The sequence below is a fragment of the Lysinibacillus sp. FSL M8-0216 genome (assembly GCF_038595555.1).
Lineage (GTDB): Bacteria > Bacillota > Bacilli > Bacillales_A > Planococcaceae > Lysinibacillus > Lysinibacillus fusiformis.
The window spans coordinates 3,889,391-3,909,146 of sequence record NZ_CP152007.1; the positions used below are offsets into that span (position 1 = coordinate 3,889,391).

General features: G+C 36.8%; 17 protein-coding genes and 1 riboswitch. Of the genes, 1 reads left to right on the top strand and 16 read right to left on the bottom strand.

The features are described from left to right. Positions 1-4: 4 nt before the first annotated feature. Entirely contained in the window at positions 5-790 is a 786-nt protein-coding gene (gene sufC, locus MKX57_RS19360; RefSeq protein ID WP_085961721.1) for a Fe-S cluster assembly ATPase SufC, read from the bottom strand. Positions 791-1,306: 516 nt separating this feature from the next. Between sufC and MKX57_RS19365 the strand changes: the two genes are divergently transcribed. After that, positions 1,307-2,209 carry a LysR family transcriptional regulator gene (locus MKX57_RS19365; RefSeq protein ID WP_090003326.1) on the top strand — a complete coding sequence of 301 codons (903 nt, stop codon included), beginning with the start codon at positions 1,307-1,309 and terminating at the stop codon, positions 2,207-2,209. A gap of 93 nt (positions 2,210-2,302) precedes the next feature. Here the strand turns inward: MKX57_RS19365 and MKX57_RS19370 are convergent. The 15 genes from MKX57_RS19370 to MKX57_RS19440 form a co-directional block, all read right to left on the bottom strand. Continuing rightward, positions 2,303-3,660, bottom strand: a protein-coding gene (locus MKX57_RS19370) for an IS3 family transposase (protein ID WP_085961709.1) whose coding sequence is annotated in 2 segments (ribosomal slippage) — positions 2,303-3,207 and positions 3,207-3,660 — 1,359 coding nt in all. Because the reading frame shifts where the segments join, the coding sequence is not laid out codon by codon here. A 98-nt stretch (positions 3,661-3,758) separates the two neighbouring features. Further along, the gene (locus tag MKX57_RS19375) at positions 3,759-4,820 is read right to left on the bottom strand and encodes a glycosyl hydrolase family 18 protein (RefSeq protein WP_089986186.1); all 1,062 of its coding nucleotides are present in this window, start codon (positions 4,818-4,820) and stop codon (positions 3,759-3,761) included. Between the two features lie 22 nt (positions 4,821-4,842). Beyond that, a complete protein-coding gene (locus MKX57_RS19380; RefSeq protein ID WP_342550525.1) occupies positions 4,843-6,594 on the bottom strand; it encodes a polysaccharide deacetylase family protein in 1,752 nt (583 codons plus the stop codon). Continuing rightward, positions 6,591-8,462 carry a glycosyltransferase gene (locus MKX57_RS19385; RefSeq protein ID WP_089986188.1) on the bottom strand — a complete coding sequence of 624 codons (1,872 nt, stop codon included), beginning with the start codon at positions 8,460-8,462 and terminating at the stop codon, positions 6,591-6,593. Before MKX57_RS19385 ends, MKX57_RS19380 begins: the two co-directional genes overlap by 4 nt. After that, on the bottom strand, positions 8,459-9,889 hold the full coding sequence (locus tag MKX57_RS19390) for a polysaccharide deacetylase family protein (RefSeq protein ID WP_237068863.1): 1,431 nt from the start codon (positions 9,887-9,889) through the stop codon (positions 8,459-8,461). The genes MKX57_RS19385 and MKX57_RS19390 overlap by 4 nt, the downstream gene beginning before the upstream one ends. Before the next feature lie 16 nt (positions 9,890-9,905). Next, positions 9,906-11,231 (bottom strand): nucleotide sugar dehydrogenase, encoded by a 1,326-nt coding sequence (locus tag MKX57_RS19395; RefSeq protein WP_342550526.1) that lies wholly within the window; start codon positions 11,229-11,231, stop codon positions 9,906-9,908. Positions 11,232-11,907: 676 nt separating this feature from the next. After that, positions 11,908-12,759, bottom strand: a complete 852-nt coding sequence (locus tag MKX57_RS19400) for a MetQ/NlpA family ABC transporter substrate-binding protein (protein WP_008178012.1) — start codon at positions 12,757-12,759, stop codon at positions 11,908-11,910. 66 nt (positions 12,760-12,825) lie between these two features. Beyond that, positions 12,826-13,494, bottom strand: coding sequence for a methionine ABC transporter permease (locus tag MKX57_RS19405; protein WP_107922460.1), 669 nt, complete (start codon positions 13,492-13,494; stop codon positions 12,826-12,828). Then, positions 13,484-14,512 (bottom strand): methionine ABC transporter ATP-binding protein, encoded by a 1,029-nt coding sequence (locus MKX57_RS19410; protein WP_036120001.1) that lies wholly within the window; start codon positions 14,510-14,512, stop codon positions 13,484-13,486. Before MKX57_RS19410 ends, MKX57_RS19405 begins: the two co-directional genes overlap by 11 nt. An 83-nt stretch (positions 14,513-14,595) precedes the next feature. Further along, positions 14,596-14,700, bottom strand: a riboswitch (SAM riboswitch). 56 nt (positions 14,701-14,756) lie between these two features. Next, on the bottom strand, positions 14,757-15,068 hold the full coding sequence (locus MKX57_RS19415) for a thioredoxin family protein (RefSeq protein ID WP_089986190.1): 312 nt from the start codon (positions 15,066-15,068) through the stop codon (positions 14,757-14,759). A 15-nt stretch (positions 15,069-15,083) separates the two neighbouring features. Beyond that, entirely contained in the window at positions 15,084-15,425 is a 342-nt protein-coding gene (locus tag MKX57_RS19420; RefSeq protein ID WP_025116633.1) for a hypothetical protein, read from the bottom strand. A gap of 91 nt (positions 15,426-15,516) precedes the next feature. Continuing rightward, the gene (gene gcvH, locus MKX57_RS19425; protein WP_025116632.1) at positions 15,517-15,897 is read right to left on the bottom strand and encodes a glycine cleavage system protein GcvH; all 381 of its coding nucleotides are present in this window, start codon (positions 15,895-15,897) and stop codon (positions 15,517-15,519) included. Between the two features lie 81 nt (positions 15,898-15,978). After that, complete coding sequence (locus MKX57_RS19430; protein ID WP_008179957.1) at positions 15,979-16,335, bottom strand: arsenate reductase family protein; 357 nt, start codon at positions 16,333-16,335, stop codon at positions 15,979-15,981. A 182-nt stretch (positions 16,336-16,517) separates the two neighbouring features. Then, positions 16,518-18,302, bottom strand: coding sequence for an acyl-CoA dehydrogenase family protein (locus MKX57_RS19435; RefSeq protein WP_008179958.1), 1,785 nt, complete (start codon positions 18,300-18,302; stop codon positions 16,518-16,520). A gap of 242 nt (positions 18,303-18,544) precedes the next feature. Beyond that, the gene (locus tag MKX57_RS19440) at positions 18,545-19,717 is read right to left on the bottom strand and encodes an acetyl-CoA C-acetyltransferase (RefSeq protein WP_008179961.1); all 1,173 of its coding nucleotides are present in this window, start codon (positions 19,715-19,717) and stop codon (positions 18,545-18,547) included. Positions 19,718-19,756 lie beyond the last annotated feature (39 nt).

Sequence of the window (19,756 nt, forward strand, 5' to 3'; positions counted from 1 at the left end):
CCTCTTATGCTTCTTGTTCCTCTGTTTCTTCTTCAATACCTAATTCTTTTTTGATCCAGTCATAACCTTCTGCTTCTAAGCGTTGTGCAAGCTCTGCACCACCTGATTTCACAACACGTCCTTGCATCATTACGTGTACATGGTCTGGTGTAATGTAGTTAAGAAGACGTTGATAGTGCGTAATCATTAAGCAGCCAAAGCCTTCACCGCGCATTGCGTTGATACCTTTAGATACTACTTTAAGTGCATCAATATCAAGACCAGAGTCAATTTCGTCTAAAATAGCGATCGTTGGTTTAATCATCATTAATTGAAGAATTTCATTACGTTTTTTCTCACCGCCAGAGAAACCTTCATTTAAATAACGTTGTGCCATATCTTCGTTCATTTCTAGGAATTCCATGCTTTTATCTAATTCACGGATAAATTTCATTAATGAAATTTCATCGCCCTCTTCACGGCGAGCATTGATAGCTGAGCGTAAGAAATCAGCATTTGTAACACCAGCAATTTCAGAAGGATATTGCATAGCTAGGAATAAACCAGCTTGAGCACGCTCGTCTACTTCCATCTCAAGTACATCTTCGCCATCAAGCTCAACAGTACCTGAAGTAACTTCATATTTAGGGTGACCCATAATAGCAGAAGCTAGTGTTGATTTACCAGTCCCGTTTGGTCCCATGATTGCGTGAATTTCGTTTGTATTAATTGTAAGATTTACGCCTTTTAAAATCTCTTTCCCGTCGATAGCAACGTGAAGATCTTTAATAACTAAAGTTGACATGAAAATACCTCCATAGTGTTCAGTGAATGGGTCGACCATTCCTTAATTATCATCATTCTAATCTTAACTGAAAATCGTTCTCTATGCAAACCATTTCAATTACTTTCCTTCTCCTCAAATAAAATCTTGAAAAATAAAGGCTTTGTAAGCATTTTCAGATTATTACTATTTGGAATAGATATTGAGAATAGACTTTCTTCATTTTCAATGAATTATCCCTAATTGAGAATTGATTTCATCTAGCTACATAGTGGAAACCTCGTGAAAAGGGTTAATTGTAGAGGTTTTGTGACAAATTTGCATAAACAACCATAACTATACTATAACCTATTTCATTAAAATGGAATCAATTAAAATGAAGATATTTTCAAGGTAATCTCTTTTACACTCAATAAAATTCTATCGTACGAGATTACTGAATACTTAAACTTTTTTCTGTATTTACAGTCACTTTTTATCTTCAATACTATATAATTGAGCTATAATCAATCTTATTTTTAGATTAATAGAGGTGAAATGTTAGTGGAGTTACGTCAATTACGCTATTTTGTGGAGGTTGCTGAACGCGAGCATATTTCAGAAGCCGCTGAGCATCTTCACGTAGCCCAATCAGCCATTAGTCGGCAAATCGCAAATCTTGAAGATGAATTAGGTACTCCGTTATTTGAACGAGTAGGTCGTAATGTGAAATTAACCCCTATTGGGAAGACATTTCTTGAACATACCATTACAGCATTGAAGGCCATTGATTTTGCTGCCAAACAAGTAGAAGAATATCTTGATCCTGCTAAGGGCTCTATTAAGATTGGCTTTCCAACAAGCTTGGCTAGCTATGTACTTCCAACCGTTATCTCAGCCTTTAAACGTGAGCATCCGAATTTACAATTTCATCTACGACAAGGTTCTTACCGATTTTTAATTGATGCTGTCAAAAATCGAGAGTTAAACCTTGCCTTTTTAGGTCCGCTTCCTCCTAAAGATGAGTCTATTGAGTCGACTATATTGTTTACAGAAAATATTGCAGCTCTTCTCCCTGCCAATCATCCATTGGCGAAAAGAGAGAGTATCCAGCTTGCAGAATTGAGAAATGATCTATTTGTGTTATTCCCAGATGGCTATATATTGCATAAAGTGGCTATGGATGCCTGTCGTGCTGCAGGATTTTTGCCTAATATTATTTCAGAGGGTGAAGATTTGGATGCACTTAAAGGCTTGGTAGCAGCTGGAATAGGTGTTAGTCTGTTACCAGAAAGCTCACTTTATGATTCTGCTGCTCGCTTTACTGTAAAGGTGCCCATCGAATCACCCTCCATCCCAAGGACAGTTGGCATTATTTCTCCAGTCAATCGAGAAATCGCTCCATCAGAAACCATTTTTCTAAATTTCGTCAAAGGTTTCTTTTCACGTCTGTCCCAATTTCAATAAAAAAATCGCCTTGATGGGCGATTCAAACTGTAGACAAAAGCCATCGAGATGTTTGATATAATGATCTGACCCAAAAAAGTTAGACATATTTAGTTAAGCAACTGCTAAGACCTGAGTTCGGTACTCCACCGGGCTTAGGTCTTTTAATTTTTCTTTCATTCGTTTGTGATTGTAGTAGTGAATATAGTCATTGAGCTCCTGTTCAAAATGTGCCATAGATTCAAATTCTTGTAGATACAGGAGTTCAGATTTTAATAAGCCAAAGAAATTTTCGATGACTGCGTTGTCCAAACAATTACCCTTACGGGACATACTCTGCGTAATACCATGTTGCTTTAATGTTTGTTGATACTTTTTCATTTGATAATGCCAACCTTGATCTGAATGAAGAATAACTTGATCACTTGATTCAAGGCGCTCCAATGCTTGTTCTAACATATTATGGACTAGTTTATACACTGGACGCTTCATAACCGAGTATGCAATGATTTCGCCATTACATAGATCAAGGACGGGTGATAAATAGCGTTTCTCACCAAATAGATGGAACTCTGTCACGTCTGTTACCCATTTCTCGTTCATTTTTTCCGCTGTAAAATCGCGTTGTAATATGTTTGGGGCAATTTTTCCGACGTTACCTTTATACGAACGATATTTCTTCATGCGGACTTCACACTTTATGCCAATGGCATTCATCAAGCAGTTAATCGTTTTCGGATCATGATGAATACCAAATTTTTTTAGTTCTTTGGTGATCCGACGATAACCATAACGTCCCTTATGTTCATGATAAATGGACTGAATTGCGACTTTCACATCAGCGTATTTATCATGACGATTCAAACGCTTTTCCCAGTAATAATACGTACTACGTGGAATATCAGCGACTTTGATTAATTCCACTACTTCATAGATTTCCTTTAGTTCATAAATTACTTGCGCTTTGATTTGATTGGTAATTTTTCTTGCATTTGAACTAAAGTATTCAACTTTTTTAAGTACGCATTCTCCATTTCTAATTGTTTGATTCGTGCTTCTAACGCCTCAACAGATCCTTCAGCTGGTGTTGATTTCGTTGTTCTTTTTGTCTCTTTTTTCATAGATAGATGCCCCTTTTTCTTAGAAACAAGAGCATCATAACCACCAACTTCAAACTTCAACTTCCAATTCCGAATCATGCCAGGAGATGAAATATTGAATAGTGCAGCTGTGTCTCTCGAAGATGTACCTGTCTCGTTCATATAATTAAGTACATTCATTTTATAGTCAGCTGAATAGTTTGTATAGGACTTTAAGAAAGTCTCTACGCCATTTTTTTGATAACGGCGAACCCATTCACTGACAATCTGAGCTGTAACACCGATATCATTCGCAATTTCGATCAAAGTTTCATTTCCATTTAAATATCGTTGAACTGCTTGAATACGTTGTTCAACACTTACTTTTGTCATAAAAAAACCCCCGTAAAAGTTAGATTAATGTCTAACTTTTACGGGGCAGTTCATAATCTCGATGGCTTTCGTTGAAATTCTCATTATTGGTGATTTTTTTAGGGCGACGAGCGCTCTCCAGTTTCTTGCTCATTAATCCACTGTAATGTTTTGACACCTAATCCACCTGCACGCCACAACACTACATCATGATAGCTCTTCCTTTGGACATATTTGACCCATTTTTCAAGTGTTTCCTGATCGGCATACCAAACCTCATGACTAATATTACTAGAATCTGTATACGTAAAATAAACAGCTCCACTTGCTTTATCGCGTTTTTTGTTTGCGTTTGTTTCAGCTAACACTTTTTCAGCCTCAAGCTCCGTTAATGCAACCGTATTCCCTTGAGCTACCCAATCGAAACCACCCGTGGCAAAGGCGATGGCTAATTTTTGATTGGATTTCTTGATTTTTTTTATTAAATCATTGAGGAAGGTAAAAGTAGCCTTCGCACCTGGTCCACTATGATAACCATGTACATTATAGGCCATTACCGTATAGCTAGGCCCATTTGGTAGCTTCATATCAAATGGAAAGCTAGGCTCTAGCACGACATGCAGTGTAACATTCCTTTTGGCAAGCTCTCGGTAAAGCTCCTTTAAAAATTGAACATATTTTGATAGGTCCTCTTTAGCTATCTTTTCATAATCAATTTCGATGCCATCCGGTTGGTATTGTTCAACTACCTGCAAAATATTATGGATATGCTTTTTCCTTGCTGCAGAATCCTGTAATAGCCTATGCAAAAGTGTGCTATCCTTTTGAACAGATGAAGCATTATCTGTCACATAATCATTAATAAGCGTTAGGATTACACGATGTGATTCATTGTATTGCTGCTGTGTCTGTTGCAACATATCGACTGCATTATCCGTTAGCAACAATTCATCTTGATCATTAAAATACGCACCGAAAACACGTATATCTTGTAATCCTTGTTGAGAATTTTGAACATCTTCTAAGGCTAATTGATTTTGCCATTCAGGTAACCACATAGATAAACGGAGCTTTGCTTTATCTTTTAATTCTTCCTTTGCTATAGCCGGTGGTTCTTTACTATTACTACAAGCAGTGATAAAAATCAGGGCTATACAGATAAATAATATAAAATTTTTCACTTGTTTTAAATTTCACCCCAACTTAGAAGGTTTCAATAAAGAAATCCACAACATGATTAAACAATGTTGTACTTTTATACTTAACCTTCTCGAAATTCGTATATTGGTTTGTAAAAATGGTTTGATCTTTTCTATCTGTAATTAAAATATCTTCAATTAATGTATCGTATATATCATCTGCATACTGTTCATGGGACGTATCTTTATGACTAAACATCGCCCCAAATCCTATTTGTGATCCATGAAGGCTAGGATTTATTTGAATAGTTTCAGATAATATATTATCTACATCTATGTTTATTTTATCCTTATTTACTGCAATGTTAAATACTCTATTTTTTGTTAAGTTTCTTGGGTATTCTTCTTCAACAATCCGTGATCCCTTTTGGGTATCCTGATACGTATAGACGGTCGCCTTATTAAATGCATACTCCTCTTCATTCCACTTAATCTCATTCAATGGAAAACGAGCCTTTTCCACAATGTCTGAAGCTGGTAATTTTTCACTTACTACAAGCTCATTATCGATTAAGGCAATGCGTAAATAGCTATTTGTTTTATCATCATAATTGACGTAGAACGCTTGTTCACCAACAACATTCCCTTTAAATGTAAAATTCGCATTATATTGTTGTGGCATTGTTTCCTTTAAAAGAATCCTACCTTCACTAGAAGGAGCTGATGTTAATATGACTTTATTCTGATCAAATTCTGCCGCCCCATTAACTGTATGCCATTTTTGAGCTACTGCAGGATCTCCTATTTTAAACTCTACATTTTGATTGCTAGCCTGTCTGATCTTCATCATTACATGATTGGTTGACCAATAGGGGGATACTTGTAATCGATTCAAGTTATATAGATCGCTATCTTTATCATTATAGGCACTCAATTCTAAATTAAAGTGCATAAGAAACTTGTCTTTAATTTCCTTGTCATTGGCACTCTGCACCAGTGGGTCCATATTGTTATACAATGAATTAGCATGCATAATGGCATACGCTTTTGGAACTTTCCCAAACTCTTGCTGATAGATATCCTGCATAAGCTTGTAATCTTTCTTAATTCGAATTTCCATCTCTTGTCGAGTTTCACTTGGAATCATATATTGATTACGAATAAAATCCATTAAATAGTGGTTATAATATTCGATTGTTGTTTTATTTGGTATATTATTTTCATCAATCATTCCTAAGGACTGCCCTTTATCATTAAAAATATTAATATAGGTTAGTCGGTACCCATTAGAGCCTAATTCCCAATAGCCGCTTTTCTCCATCAACTTCAAATCTTTTGGCTTTAAAAATTTATGATCACGGGTATCCATTTTATTGGCATACGTAAACATCGTAGCCTTGTAATTTAATTTCTCCATAATATTTTGTGCGAAAATACTAGAATCCGTACGTCCATCCTCAAATGATAAAAACAATGCTTTTTCAGGTAATGGTTTGTTCTTTTGATAAAAATCCAATATATCCTGTTGTGTAATCGTTTGATAGCCTTGTTTTTCAAGCAATGTTAATTGTTCTTCTAAATTCTTCTTTGACACATATTTAGGGGAGTCATTTCTACTCACCCCAAAATAGGAAAGTGCTATAAATCCTTCTTTATTGTTTAATGGTACCGCCTCAGCAAATCTCTTGTCTGTCAGAAAAACGGCTTTAATTAACACGACTGCTAAAAAGACAACAACGATTAATTGTAGGATCGAACGTAGAATTTTCCTTCGATTTTTTTTAGCTGGCTGTAAAATTACATTTTTCTCTTTCATTCCTTCTCACCCATTTTTCTAATTTTCAACATTGAAAATCGGGATTTTCGTAATTTTTGCTTTTCTATTTTCTTTTCTTTTGCCAAAACGTCTTGTGGTGTTTCCCTTGTTCCCCATGTTGATTTCCAAAAAGTTACCCATGCAACTGGCATTTGCCAGAGTAAAATAAATTCATAATAAAGAACGAAGATAAACCCGAATAACCATAATTTACTTTTTCTAAAGAATAGATGAGCCAAACTCATTAGCATGGCCATTAAAAGTAAGCCTAATAAAAAGGTAGTTGGAAACACGCCATACATAATCGGCACATAGATTAAGTTGTAAACGACGACAATGGGTGCTGCAATTGGCACAATTAAACCTATGATGAAGAAAAGGAACATGAAGGGTTCTTTTTTCCACATAAATAAAAATGCTCGTAAAGATTCTCTTAACCAAGAACGTTTCCATCTCATTTGCTGAGATAAAAAAACCTTTGTGTCAGAGGGGACGATCGTCGAACAAATTGCATTATCCTGATAACCTGTTCGATGAGTTTTCAAAATATAGTTTGTCATACTACGATCATCACCAAATGTAGCAGGCTGCCCAAGAAATTTTTGATTGAGCCATGCTGTTTCATTTTTTAAAATTAGTTCTTTTCGATAACAAGCTAAAGGTCCAGATAAGCATGTCACCGTATCAAACCAAGATTCAGCCGCTTTCATAATACGGAAGGCAATATAATAACGCACTGTCTGTAGTTTTGTCAGAGCATTTGTAAATTTATTTTCTACCTCTGTCCGACCAGCTACTCCACCCATTTTAGGATCTTGGAAAGGCTGTACTAAATTGCGGATTGCATGTGGCTCCAAAAAACTATCTGAGTCCACAAAAACCACTAAATCATGTTTTGCTTGATGAACACCTGCTACCAGTGCTTCACGTTTTCCACCATTTTGAGGGAGCTTAGAAAACTTTAAGCGATCAGTCGTTTTAAAACGCCCACCCTCAAAATGAATAAGATCAATCATTTCCTTAGCTTTTTCCTCCGTCCCATCCGTAGAGCAATCATCCACGACAATCACTTCTAACTTATCTACAGGATAGTACTGATTAATACAGCTTGAAATCGTTCGATGTATCCATTCTTCCTCGTTAAACACAGGGATAATTATGGATACACCGGGCTCATAGTGCGGATTGATTGGTACATTTTTATAGAAAATACCAAATAGGTATCTACTTAATAGAAACGTTGCCGCTATAATACTATAAAGGTATAAAAATTTATTAAACCTAAAATAAATAACACTTTCTGCTCTCATCAACATGACAATAAGAGTGACCACCAGTAAAAATAAACTCGCCATAAAAACAGAAATGCCCCACCGTTTTTTTACCATATATTCATTTAGAGGTTGGAGAAATTCACAAGCAAAATAATACAGCGTTTGACCATCCACCTCTTTGGTAAAATGTCGTACCACCTTTGCCCTTAACTTTACTTTAGCCTCATAACCCTCGGGCATTGCGCCCCCTGGAATTGTAAAATTCATTTCTAAAATTTCATCTATTAATAATTGGTGAGGCTGTTGAGTATATACAAGGATTCCCGTAACTGAAATATCTTCCGCATAGTATTTGTCTGAACTGGTTTTACGTCTTGCTCTTCTCACCATTACCTCAAAATGAGTTTCATAGCGTAAGCTAAGCTGTTGGAGACGATATATTTCATTGACATCTGTCGCATCAATTTCTTCTTTCTGATAAGATGCACCTCGACGATTGACAAGGTTCCGGACATTTTCGGGATCAGGAATATTTGATAGAATCCGACGATCCGAGCGCGGTACTGTTAAAACCTCTTTTTTCGTTTTTATCATTTATTCACATCCCCATTTGCATCTTCTTCTATCCAAGTTGACATTTTACTAAAGCTATAACCATCCTGCTGCAACTTTTCAATAATTAATGGAAGTGCTTCGACTGTTTTCGTACCATCTAAGATGTGCATGACAATGACCTTACCTGGTGCCGCTCTAGATATAACCCGATCGTAAATATCCTGAGCACTGTAATCTAAATTCCAGTCAAAGGATGCAATATCATACATGGCAATGGTTTTAATTCCAGCAGCGGTAATCACTTTGGCAGTACGTTCATCCATAATTCCCTGTGCTGGTCTAAAATAAAGTATCGGTGGTTCCTGTAGCGCATAAGTAAGAGCTTTATGGGCCTTCACTAAATCATCCTGTATTTCCTCTGGCGTCATTTTAGTTACATCTAAATGGTAATAAGAGTGACTTGCTACTTCATGACCTTCCTCTAGTATTAACTTTGCCAATTGAGGATTTTTCTCCACTCCACTACCGATTAAGAAAAATGTACTTTTAATGTTATATTTTTTTAAAACTTCTAAAACATCCTTCACTTGCTGTTCATGTGCCCAGTCATCAAAGGTAATGGCCATTTCTTTTTTAGATGTCTCTTTTCGATAATATAAATGTGGTTCGATATTTTCATAATTTAAATTAGGTTTGATGGCATCATAACCTGCTATTTCTTCTAATGACTTTGTTAAATAACGGTTATCTAACACATCACTTAAAGTAGTAATTGTATAATCATGCTCTTCTGCTAATTGTGCTAGTAAAGGGATGGTATCTATAATGGCAGGATTAATATACGTATTGAGGTGAATAATAGAGCCTCTATCAATATATTTGCCTATATAATCGACCAATTCTTGGGCACCTTGCATTTTTCGATCCAGTGGATTAATAGATAATCCTATCACTGCATTCATGTCCAAAGCAGCAGCCGCTAAGCGCATATTATCTGTAATATCACCGGAACGGCTTCGAACATATTTCGGCTTATATCCTAAATGCTCTTCAAATATTTGATTCGTTAAATAAATCTCCTCATACGTTTGATCATAGTCTAAAGCTGTGACATCTGGAAATGACAATGTACCGTTTTGCACTTCATGACCTCTTTTTAAAATGTCTCGAACAAGCTCTGGCTCCTGTGCCACACGTAGCCCCTCTAAAAAGAAGGTAGCTTTCATATTAGATTCATCTAATTTCTTCAGCAGTAGCTCCATTGTTTGATTATCCGCAAAGCCATTAAATGTTAGAGCCACTTTTGGCTTAATAATATCGGCATGGCTGATTGAATCACTCATCGTACCATCCGTTTCCTTAATCTCTATAGTAGAATCAATTGGTTGAATCGTTTTTTGAGGAGTGGATTGACATCCTGCTAAGAACATCAGGAGTAGAAGCCCACATATTTTTAGCTGTTTCATGTCCCATGAACTCTCCTTATAGCTTGTAATAATTTTTATTCTTAAATAAAAAATGGGTATTACGTGTATCAAAAATTAATGACGCTTGTTGATCAATTAATGAATAATCAATGTTAGAATGGTTGGTTAAAATCAATACCGCATCTGCATCTTTAATAATTTGCTCTGTTAAAGGAACTGTATTGAATAGGGATTGTTCTACAGGGAATGTTTGAATAAAAGGGTCGATAATTTGTATTGAGCACTGATTATCAAGTAATTGTTTAATGACATGTAATGCGGGAGATTCGCGTGAATCATTTATTTCCGGCTTATACGTGACACCAATAATAACAATTTTTGCTTGGGGTAGCTCGGTATTTTGCAGACGTAAGTACTGCTCGAGTCTCTCTACAACAAAGCTAGGCATCGAATCATTAATTTTATCTGCTGCTTCTATTAATGTTGCTGAGACACCATGCTGTTGACCCGCCCACAATAAATATTTAGGGTCCACAGGGATACAATGTCCACCGACTCCTGGGCCAGGTTTAAATGGCATGAATCCATATGGCTTTGTTGAGGCGGCATCGATGACTTCCCAAATATCAATATTCATTTTATAGCAAATTTGACTTAGTTCATTGACAAGAGCGATATTGATTTGGCGAAACGTATTTTCCAGCAATTTCTCCATTTCAGCAACTTTCGGACTTGTTACTGTATATACACTAGTATGAATGACTGTTTCATAAAAAACCTTTGAAACTTCCAAGCATGTGGAAGTAACACCGCCAACAACTTTGGGTGTATTAGCAAATGAAAAATTACTATTACCAGGATCCACTCGTTCTGGTGAATAGGCTAAAAATAAATCTTGACCAACCGCAAAGCCATGTTTTTGCAAAATAGGCTGAACAATTTCCTCTGTCGTCCCAGGATAGGTCGTACTTTCAAGAATGACTAGTGCATTTGAATTAATATGGCACCCTATATCGTGAGCTGCTTCTTCTATATAGGAAATATCAGGAGTGCCATCCTCCGTTGTAGGGGTTGGCACACAAATGATGACAACATCAACAGAAGCAAGTTTGGAAAAATCATAGGTTGCTTCAAATTGATGTTCCTTTAATAGTAACTGTATATTTTCTTTCGGGATATCAGCTATATAGCTTTCACCGTTTTGCAACAGGGCGATTTTTTCTTGATTTTTATCAAAGCCTAAAACATGAAAACCTTTTTGAACAATTTCAATGGCAAATGGTAGACCTACATAGCCGAGGCCAATTACCCCGATTGTCGCTTTTTTTGTTTGAATTTTATTTAATAAAGCTGAGCTCATTGATTTCGTGTTTATCGTCATAACAATAACTCCTTTGGCTTAACTTTCATGTAATTTTTATAGCCATTTTTTTCGTTATCTATTCATCTACTTATATATGCCGAGTATTCTGCAACGTAATAGGCCATTTCTCATTGCCATTTTCACCAAACCCCTTCCATCTCCACATACTTAAGTATGATTTTTTTAGTCAAAATAGATGAATAAAATCTAAATTTCACAAAAAAACTTTTCTAACAATTATATAGTACTACTTGCAACTAAACAATTTCTAAATAATTCCTTCATTCACGATAAAACGCCTACTTTATTAGTATTTAGAACAAAAAAGTTCATTATTTATTCAGATATTTAGTAAATATATTTAGAGTCGCTTTATTAGTGTAGATGAAAAAGTTGATAAGCGACACTGAAGAATGTTAATAAATAGAAAATTAACATTTTTTCCTTTTTTGAAACTCTAAAAAAATCCCTTCAGCATTGGTTTTCACCGATACTGGAGGGATTAGGTAGAACAATCCTTTGAAGCACGTAGAATAGACATTACATAAGTTGTTGTAACTATTTTATATAGCCTTTTTATTTCCTCGGAAATCGACAACTTGTAAATAGTCACTTTCCGAAAGCTATCAAAATTCATTAAAAAAAGAAAAAGAGTACGTAAGTATTTCACTACTTAGGTACCCTTTTATTTAAATTATTGAACAGGTACTACTGCACCTTTCCATTCTTCTAAAATAAAGTCTTGGATTTCTTTAGACGTTAATACTTCTAATAATGTTTTAATTTCTGGTCTTGATTCATCACCCGCACGTACTGCGATGATGTTTACGTATGGCGACTCTTTGTCTTCAAGAGAAATCGCATCTTTGATTGGGTTTAAGCCATTATCAATAGCAAAGTTAGAGTTGATCAGTACTGCGTCCCCTTCGTCGTTTTCGTACATTTGTACAAGCATTTCTGGTGCAGTATTCGCATCAAATTTAAAGTTTTTAGGATTTTCTTCTATATCCTTAATTTCTGCTGCTGTTTTATCAATACCATCTTTTAATTTAATTAAGCCCTTAGCTTCTAATAATGACAGCATACGACCGTGATCAGATACAGAATTAGAAAGTAAGATTGTTGCACCTTCAGGAAGTTCCTCTAAAGATTTATATTTTTTTGAGTAAATACCGATTGGCTCAATATGAACACCACCAGCATTGACGAAGTCATAGCCATTGTCTTTAATTTGTAACTCTAAATACGGAATATGTTGGAAGTAATTTGCATCCAATTCTTTTGATTCTAAATCTTGGTTTGGTAGCACATAGTCTGTATATGTTTCTACTTTAAGGTCAATACCTTTCTCAGCTAAAATCGGTTTTGCTTTATCCAAAATTACTGCATGCGGTGTATTAGAAGCTCCCACTGTTAAAGTAACGTTTTCTTTACTATCTGTTTTATCACCAGATGCTGAATTTGCATCCTCTTTTTTATCAGTACCGCAAGCTGCTAAAGCTAGTACAAGTATTGATAAAAATAATCCTGTTAATAACTTTTTCATTTATGACACTCCCTTTATTTTGATGAAAATATGTTAGCGGCAAGAACCGGAATAACCTCAGTTTTATTAACGTTTATCAATTTTTTCTGTAATGAAATCACCAATCCATTGGATAATAAAGACGACTACTAAGATCAAAATAGTTGCCATTAATGTCACATCTTGGCGATTTCTTTGGAACCCGTCTAGGAAGGCTAAGTTCCCAAGACCTCCTGCACCGATTATCCCTGCCATTGCTGTATATCCAACAAGTGCTACAGCCGTAACCGTAATACCCGAAATTAGTGCTGGTAATGATTCAGGGATTAGAACTTTCCAAATAATTGTGGATGTTTTTGCCCCCATTGAACGAGCTGCTTCAATGACACCTTTATCAATCTCACGTAACGCAATTAATACCATACGTGCATAGAATGGAGCCGCACCGATAATTAAAGCAGGTAAAGCAGCATTAGCTCCACGGATTGTACCTAGTAAAAGCTTAGTGAATGGAATTAATAAAATAATTAACACGATAAATGGGATAGAGCGGAAAATGTTAACGAGTGACCCTGTTAAAAAGCTAACAATTTTATTAGCCCATAACTGATTGGGACTTGTTAAAAATAGGACGATTCCAATAGCTAACCCAAGAATAAATGTAATAACTGTAGAAATGGCCGTCATATATAATGTTTCATACGTAGCCTGCCACATGCTATCCCAGTCTACATTCGGAAAGAGATTAGTTAGCATCTGCAATCACCTCCGTTTGTACTTCCACTGTATTTAAATAGCTTAAGGCTTCAGTCACATTTGCTTTCGACCCATCAATTTGGACTATGAGGGTACCATATGCACCATTTTTCGTTTGTGAAATATTTCCGTGTACGATGCTTACTTCCACATCGAATTGCTTCACTAGATGTGAAATAACTGGCTGTTCTGTTTTTTCACCAACAAAAATCAATTTGACAAGTTGTCCAGTTGGATAATTTGCTTTGATTTGTTCTACTGTATCCTGTGTTTCCTTTGTATTTGTAATTTGGGCTACAAATTTCTTAGTAATGGCTGCCTGAGGTGCCTGGAAAACTTGCAATACTTCCCCACGCTCTACAATTTCGCCTGCCTCCATCACTGCTACACGATGACAAATCTTGCGAATGACATGCATTTCATGAGTAATGAGGACAATCGTTAACCCTAACCGTTCATTAATATCTACCAGTAAATCAAGAATGGCATCTGTTGTCTCTGGGTCTAGTGCAGATGTTGCCTCATCACATAGTAAAACCTCTGGATTATTTGCTAATGCACGTGCAATCCCTACTCGTTGCTTTTGTCCACCAGACAGCTGCGATGGATATGCTTGATCGCGACCTTCTAAGCCAACAAGTGCTATCAATTCCTTCACCCGTGCCTCACGTTGAGCTTTTGATACACCTGCAATTTCTAATGGGAAGGCAATGTTTTCTGCAACTGTTCGTGACCAAAGTAGGTTAAAATGTTGAAAAATCATACTAACCTTTTGTCTAGCTGCTCTAAGCTTTTGACCCTTAATCGAAGAAAATTCTTGATTGTTCACCGTTACTGTTCCTGCTGTTGGTTTCTCTAAACCATTAAGTAAACGAATCATCGTACTTTTACCAGCGCCACTATAGCCGATAATGCCAAAAATTTCACCCTTATTAATAGTAAGGTTAACATCTTTGACTGCCGTTAATTCGCCATTTGCTGTTTTGTATTTCTTCGTTATATTTTGAAGCTGTATCATAGCGAATACTCCTTTTCTTATATAAAAAAACCCCTCCACTTATAGACAAGTAGAAGGGGTCACGTATTATACGTTGAACCGTTCTCTCATCTTTCAAAGAAAAAATCTTTGAGTGATTTGGCACCTTTTCACTATGTGATGGTTGCCGGGCTTCATAGGGCACTTCCCTCCGCCGCTCTTTATAAGAGTTCGATATATTTAATGTTTTAGTAATATATTTGTTACTTTACCACGCTAATAAAGTTCAGTCAATTGATTTTTTTAACAATTCGTACAAAAATGGTACGGATTGAAAAGCATAAATCTTTTCTGTCACTTTGCCGCCATCACACACAAGTAAACATGGGACGCTTTCAATTTGATGTTCAATAGCAATTTGCTCCAAAAAATTAATATTTGCTTTCCCTAGTTTTAGGTGAGGTAATAGTTGTTCTACAATTGACATCATTTTCGATGCCACTGCACAAGTACCACACATCGGTGTATATAAATAAAACGCAGCTTTTTCTCCCGACTGTAAAGCCGACTCCCACTGCTCTTTTGACCATTCTTCCATTTAGTTCACGCAACCTTATAAAATATATTCATTATGGATGGAGAAATGCGCACGCAGTAAAATCATTGCTAACACTTTTCTTGGTGTCGTTTCTACTTCCTTATATGTCGGCATTGTACGTAAATGCTCCGCTTCCGGATAATGTCTGTCCATTAAAGCGCGTAGCTTATCGCCTGAAGTATCAGCATCAAAAAAAGTAAATAGCTCGCAGCCCTCATAGGGGTCTATTAGCTCCTCTAATTGATGCACTCCAATTGTTCCATTCGTACATAGTATTGTAACATTCTCGTTCAAAATCGGCTCAATTTGTAGCTTATCTGAGCGTCCTTCTACTATCAAGCATTTCCCATCGAACATTACGCCACCTCCATTTAGACATATCCACTTATACATTATTATATAATAAAAAACGCCGGTAGTTTCCGACGTTTTTTGATTATGGCTTGTCTTATTCTGCAGTCATCTCTTCGTATTGTTCTGCTGTCATAAGTTTATCAACTTCTGATGCATCAGCAGGCTCTACGACGATCATCCATGCTTTTTCATATGGTGATTCATTAACGAATTCTGGGCTATCTTCTAAATCTGCATTTACTTCCACTACAGTACCTGAGATTGGTGCATATAATTCAGAAACAGTTTTTACTGATTCTACGCTACCGAATGGATCATCTGTTTTGATTTCATCGCCAACTTGTGGAAGTTCAACGAAAACGATATCTCCTAATTCAGATTGTGCGAAGTGCGTAATACCAATACGTACTTTTCCATCTTCTACTTTTACCCATTCATGCTCTTCAGAGTAACGTAAGTCTTTCGGTGTGCTCATGCAAAAAACCCCTCCATAATTATGTAATATATTCACTTTCAGTGTGCCATACTTCTCCTATAAAAACAAGGATAAAAACGGTTATAACCAAGCTTGCTCAAAATCGGATTCTTTAAACCCTAAAGTTACTTTTTTTCCATCTGTTACGATGGGACGTTTTATTAACATACCATCCGTAGCAAGTAGCTTAAGCTGTTCTTCCTCAGTCATATCAGCTAGCTTGTCCTTCAAACCAAGGTCACGATACTTCATGCCAGAAGTATTAAAAAACTTCTTCAAAGGTAGTCCACTTGCTTGCCATAAAGCTGTTATTTCATCCTTTGTTGGTGGCTGCTCTACGATATGTACCTCTTCATAGGAAACGTCATGATCATTTAACCACTTTTGTGCTTTTTTACATGTTGTACATTTTGGATAATGGAAAAATTGAATCGTCATAAAAATGCTCCTCTGCTGTCTTTTTCTGTAGTATACCATCATAATCATTTAGAATGGTGGATCTTCGCTCATTTTCGTAAGTCTATCCATCGGTTCTGTATTTTTATCCGTTACTTTCATAAATTTATCTGGAATAAAAAAACTAGCTACCCATTTGCGGATAGCTAGCGTTTTTCATACGATTAAACGATATATTTTTCTGCTTCAATTAATTTCACAGATGCTTCACGTTTCTTCGTAATTAGGTTGTATGGATTATTACGTGTTAATTTACGTAATGCAGATAAAGTCATACGTGCTGCATCGCCATCTGCGGAAGCAAGAATTGTATCTTTTGCTTCTTTTTCGATTTCAGCAAATGCTTCTTGGCAGAAAATTTGAGTGTATAGCAATTTTTGATGTGCTTTTTCAACGCCATCACGAGCAATCGCTTTTTCTGTACGTAATACAGCTGATTCCATTGCAAATAATTGATTAGCGATATTGGCAATATTCACTAAAACTTCTTGTTCTTGATCTAACTTCGCACCAAAGCGTTGTGCTGCTAAGCCTGCCGCTAATACAGCAATCTTCTTAGCATTTTTCACTAAGTATTTTTCCTGAGCTAGTGGCTCTGTACCGATATCCTCCGGCATTAACATCAGAAGCTCTTGCTGTAGATTTTGCGCAACTTGTAATAGTGGCAGCTCACCTTTTAGTGCCTTTTTCATAAATGTACCTGGTACAATCATGCGATTAATTTCATTTGTACCTTCAAAAATTCGATTAATACGAGAATCACGGTAAATACGCTCTACCTCATATTCAGCCATGAAGCCATAACCGCCATGTAACTGTACCGCTTCATCTGCAATATAATCTAATGTTTCTGATCCAAATACTTTAGCAATTGAGCATTCAATCGCATACTCAGCGATAGCACCTGCAATCACTTTTCCTTCCTTTTGCTCCTCTGGACTTAGCTGGCTTAAACGATCTTCAAATAAACCAACAGTACGATAGTTTAAGGATTCTGATGCATACAATTGAGAAGCCATCGTTGATAATTTTTCTTTTGTAAGGTTGAAGTCAGAAAGCTTTGTTTTAAATTGCTGACGTTGGTTTGTATATTGTACTGCTAACTCAAATGCACGTTTTGATCCACCAATTGTTCCAACCCCAAGTTTATAGCGACCGATATTTAAAATATTGAAGGCAATGACATGCCCACGACCAATTTCACCTAATAAATTTTCTACTGGCACTTCTGCATCTTCTAACACTAGTGTACGAGTAGATGAAGATTTAATTCCCATTTTCTTCTCTTCAGGACCCACAGAAACACCTTTGAATGCACGTTCAACAATAAAGGCAGTGAACTTATCGCCATCAATTTTAGCGTAAACAACAAACACATCTGCAAAGCCTGCATTTGTAATCCATTGCTTTTCACCATTTAAAATATAATGTGTGCCTGCATCGTTTAGTTTCGCAGTTGTTTTTGCCCCTAAAGCATCTGAGCCTGATCCCGGCTCTGTTAATGCATAAGCAGCAATTAATTCACCTGAGGCAAGCTTCGGTAAATATTTTTTCTTTTGATCTTCGTCACCAAATAGCACGATTGGTAATGAGCCAATTCCAACGTGTGCACCATGAGTGATGGAGAAACCACCTGCTACAGACATTTTTTCTGCAATTAATGCTGAAGAAACTTTATCTAAGCCTAGTCCTTCGTATTCTTCAGGAACATCTGCTCCTAGCAAGCCTAATTCACCAGCACTTTTAAGGAGACGTACTGAATGCTCAAATTCGTGGTGCTCTAAATTTTCAACTACAGGTAAAACTTCATTTGCTACATATTCTTCTGTTGTTTTGGCAATCATTTTATGCTCGTCAGTGAAATCTTCTGGTGTAAACACACGATCTAATTCCACATCTTCAATTAAAAATCCGCCGCCTTTAATGAAATCCGTTGTTTTTTCAGTCATATAAATTCCTCCCAATATATCTATTTTGATAGTCTAATCCCCTATTGAATGATGCCTCTTCAAAATCTGTGATATTTGCTAGAGGCTTAATCTTTATTCAGCATCTTCTCCAGTCATATTAGAGAAGGTTTCTGACGCTACAAACCTTTTGCTGAGTGAAGACAAACATATATAGAAAAGCTTGACATATACATGCTCGGAGGCAACCGGAAACAGTACACCTCAAGCTGATCTAATGAAAATTATAGAATTTCAAATACTCCAGCAGCCCCCATGCCGCCACCAATGCACATAGTTACTACACCATATTTCTTGCCTTGACGCTTTAATTCATGAATAAGTTTTAGTGTTAAAATAGCACCCGTTGCACCAAGTGGATGTCCTAATGCGATAGCTCCACCATTCACATTGACCTTATCTTGGTCAATGCCTAAATGACGAACAACCTGTAAGGATTGGGATGCAAATGCCTCATTGATTTCCCATAGATCAATAGCATCTACTGATAAACCTGCAATTTCTAATGCTTTTGGTACCGCCACAATTGGACCAATTCCCATTACTTCAGGTGGTACACCACCTACTGCAAAGCCTAGGAATTTTGCCATTGGTGTTAAACCTTGCTTGACAGCCTCTTCGCGATCCATCACCAATACAGCTGCTGCACCATCGGAAGTTTGAGAAGCGTTCCCTGCCGTCACACTCCCTTTCACATGGAAAGCTGGACGAAGCTTCGCTAAGCCTTCAACCGATGTACCAGGACGTACACCTTCATCCATACTGAAAGTGAATTTTTTAACCTGTGGCTTATTGTTTTCGTCAACATAATGTTGTTCCACTTCTATTGGTACAATCTCATCATTAAATTTACCTTCTTTGATCGCCTTTTCAGCAAGTTCATGTGAACGAACAGCAAATGCATCTTGATCTTCTCGACTTACATTGTACTGTCGAGCTACTTCCTCAGCTGTATGCCCCATTCCCATATAATATTGTGGAGCTGTTTCTGCTAAAGTTGGATTTAAGCGGGGTGTGTTCCCCACCATTGGCACCATACTCATTGACTCGACACCACCGGCAAGAATAGCCTTTGAGTGCCCTAGCATAATTCGTTCAGCTGCATAGGCAATCGCCTGTAGACCTGAAGAACAAAATCTATTAATGGTTAGAGCCGGAGTTGTATCTGGCAATCCGGCAAGTGCACCGATACTACGAGCTACATTCATCCCTTGTTCTGCTTCTGGCATAGCACAGCCTAAAATTAAATCATCTATCGGTCCCTCATAGCCTGCTCTTTTTAATGTTTCTTTGACAACGGCAGCACCAAAGTCATCTGGTCTTACTGTTGCTAAAGAACCTTTTTTTGCTTTTCCAATTGGAGTTCGTGCTCCTGCTACAATAACGGCTTCACGCATCGTATAATCCCCCTTTGTTTCATGTGCAAGTTTTGTCTA

What these genes read in the sequence shown, in the direction of transcription:
- MKX57_RS19380 (WP_342550525.1), bottom strand. Translation starts at nt 6,594, where the DNA reads ATGAAAGAGAAAAATGTAATTTTACAGCCAGCTAAAAAAAATCGAAGG.
- MKX57_RS19385 (WP_089986188.1), bottom strand. Translation starts at nt 8,462, where the DNA reads ATGATAAAAACGAAAAAAGAGGTTTTAACAGTACCGCGCTCGGATCGT.
- MKX57_RS19390 (WP_237068863.1), bottom strand. Translation starts at nt 9,889, where the DNA reads ATGAAACAGCTAAAAATATGTGGGCTTCTACTCCTGATGTTCTTAGCA.
- MKX57_RS19395 (WP_342550526.1), bottom strand. Translation starts at nt 11,231, where the DNA reads ATGACGATAAACACGAAATCAATGAGCTCAGCTTTATTAAATAAAATT.
- MKX57_RS19400 (WP_008178012.1), bottom strand. Translation starts at nt 12,759, where the DNA reads ATGAAAAAGTTATTAACAGGATTATTTTTATCAATACTTGTACTAGCT.
- MKX57_RS19405 (WP_107922460.1), bottom strand. Translation starts at nt 13,494, where the DNA reads ATGCTAACTAATCTCTTTCCGAATGTAGACTGGGATAGCATGTGGCAG.
- MKX57_RS19410 (WP_036120001.1), bottom strand. Translation starts at nt 14,512, where the DNA reads ATGATACAGCTTCAAAATATAACGAAGAAATACAAAACAGCAAATGGC.
- MKX57_RS19415 (WP_089986190.1), bottom strand. Translation starts at nt 15,068, where the DNA reads ATGGAAGAATGGTCAAAAGAGCAGTGGGAGTCGGCTTTACAGTCGGGA.
- MKX57_RS19420 (WP_025116633.1), bottom strand. Translation starts at nt 15,425, where the DNA reads ATGTTCGATGGGAAATGCTTGATAGTAGAAGGACGCTCAGATAAGCTA.
- gcvH (WP_025116632.1), bottom strand. Translation starts at nt 15,897, where the DNA reads ATGAGCACACCGAAAGACTTACGTTACTCTGAAGAGCATGAATGGGTA.
- MKX57_RS19430 (WP_008179957.1), bottom strand. Translation starts at nt 16,335, where the DNA reads ATGACGATTCAATTTTTCCATTATCCAAAATGTACAACATGTAAAAAA.
- MKX57_RS19435 (WP_008179958.1), bottom strand. Translation starts at nt 18,302, where the DNA reads ATGACTGAAAAAACAACGGATTTCATTAAAGGCGGCGGATTTTTAATT.
- MKX57_RS19440 (WP_008179961.1), bottom strand. Translation starts at nt 19,717, where the DNA reads ATGCGTGAAGCCGTTATTGTAGCAGGAGCACGAACTCCAATTGGAAAA.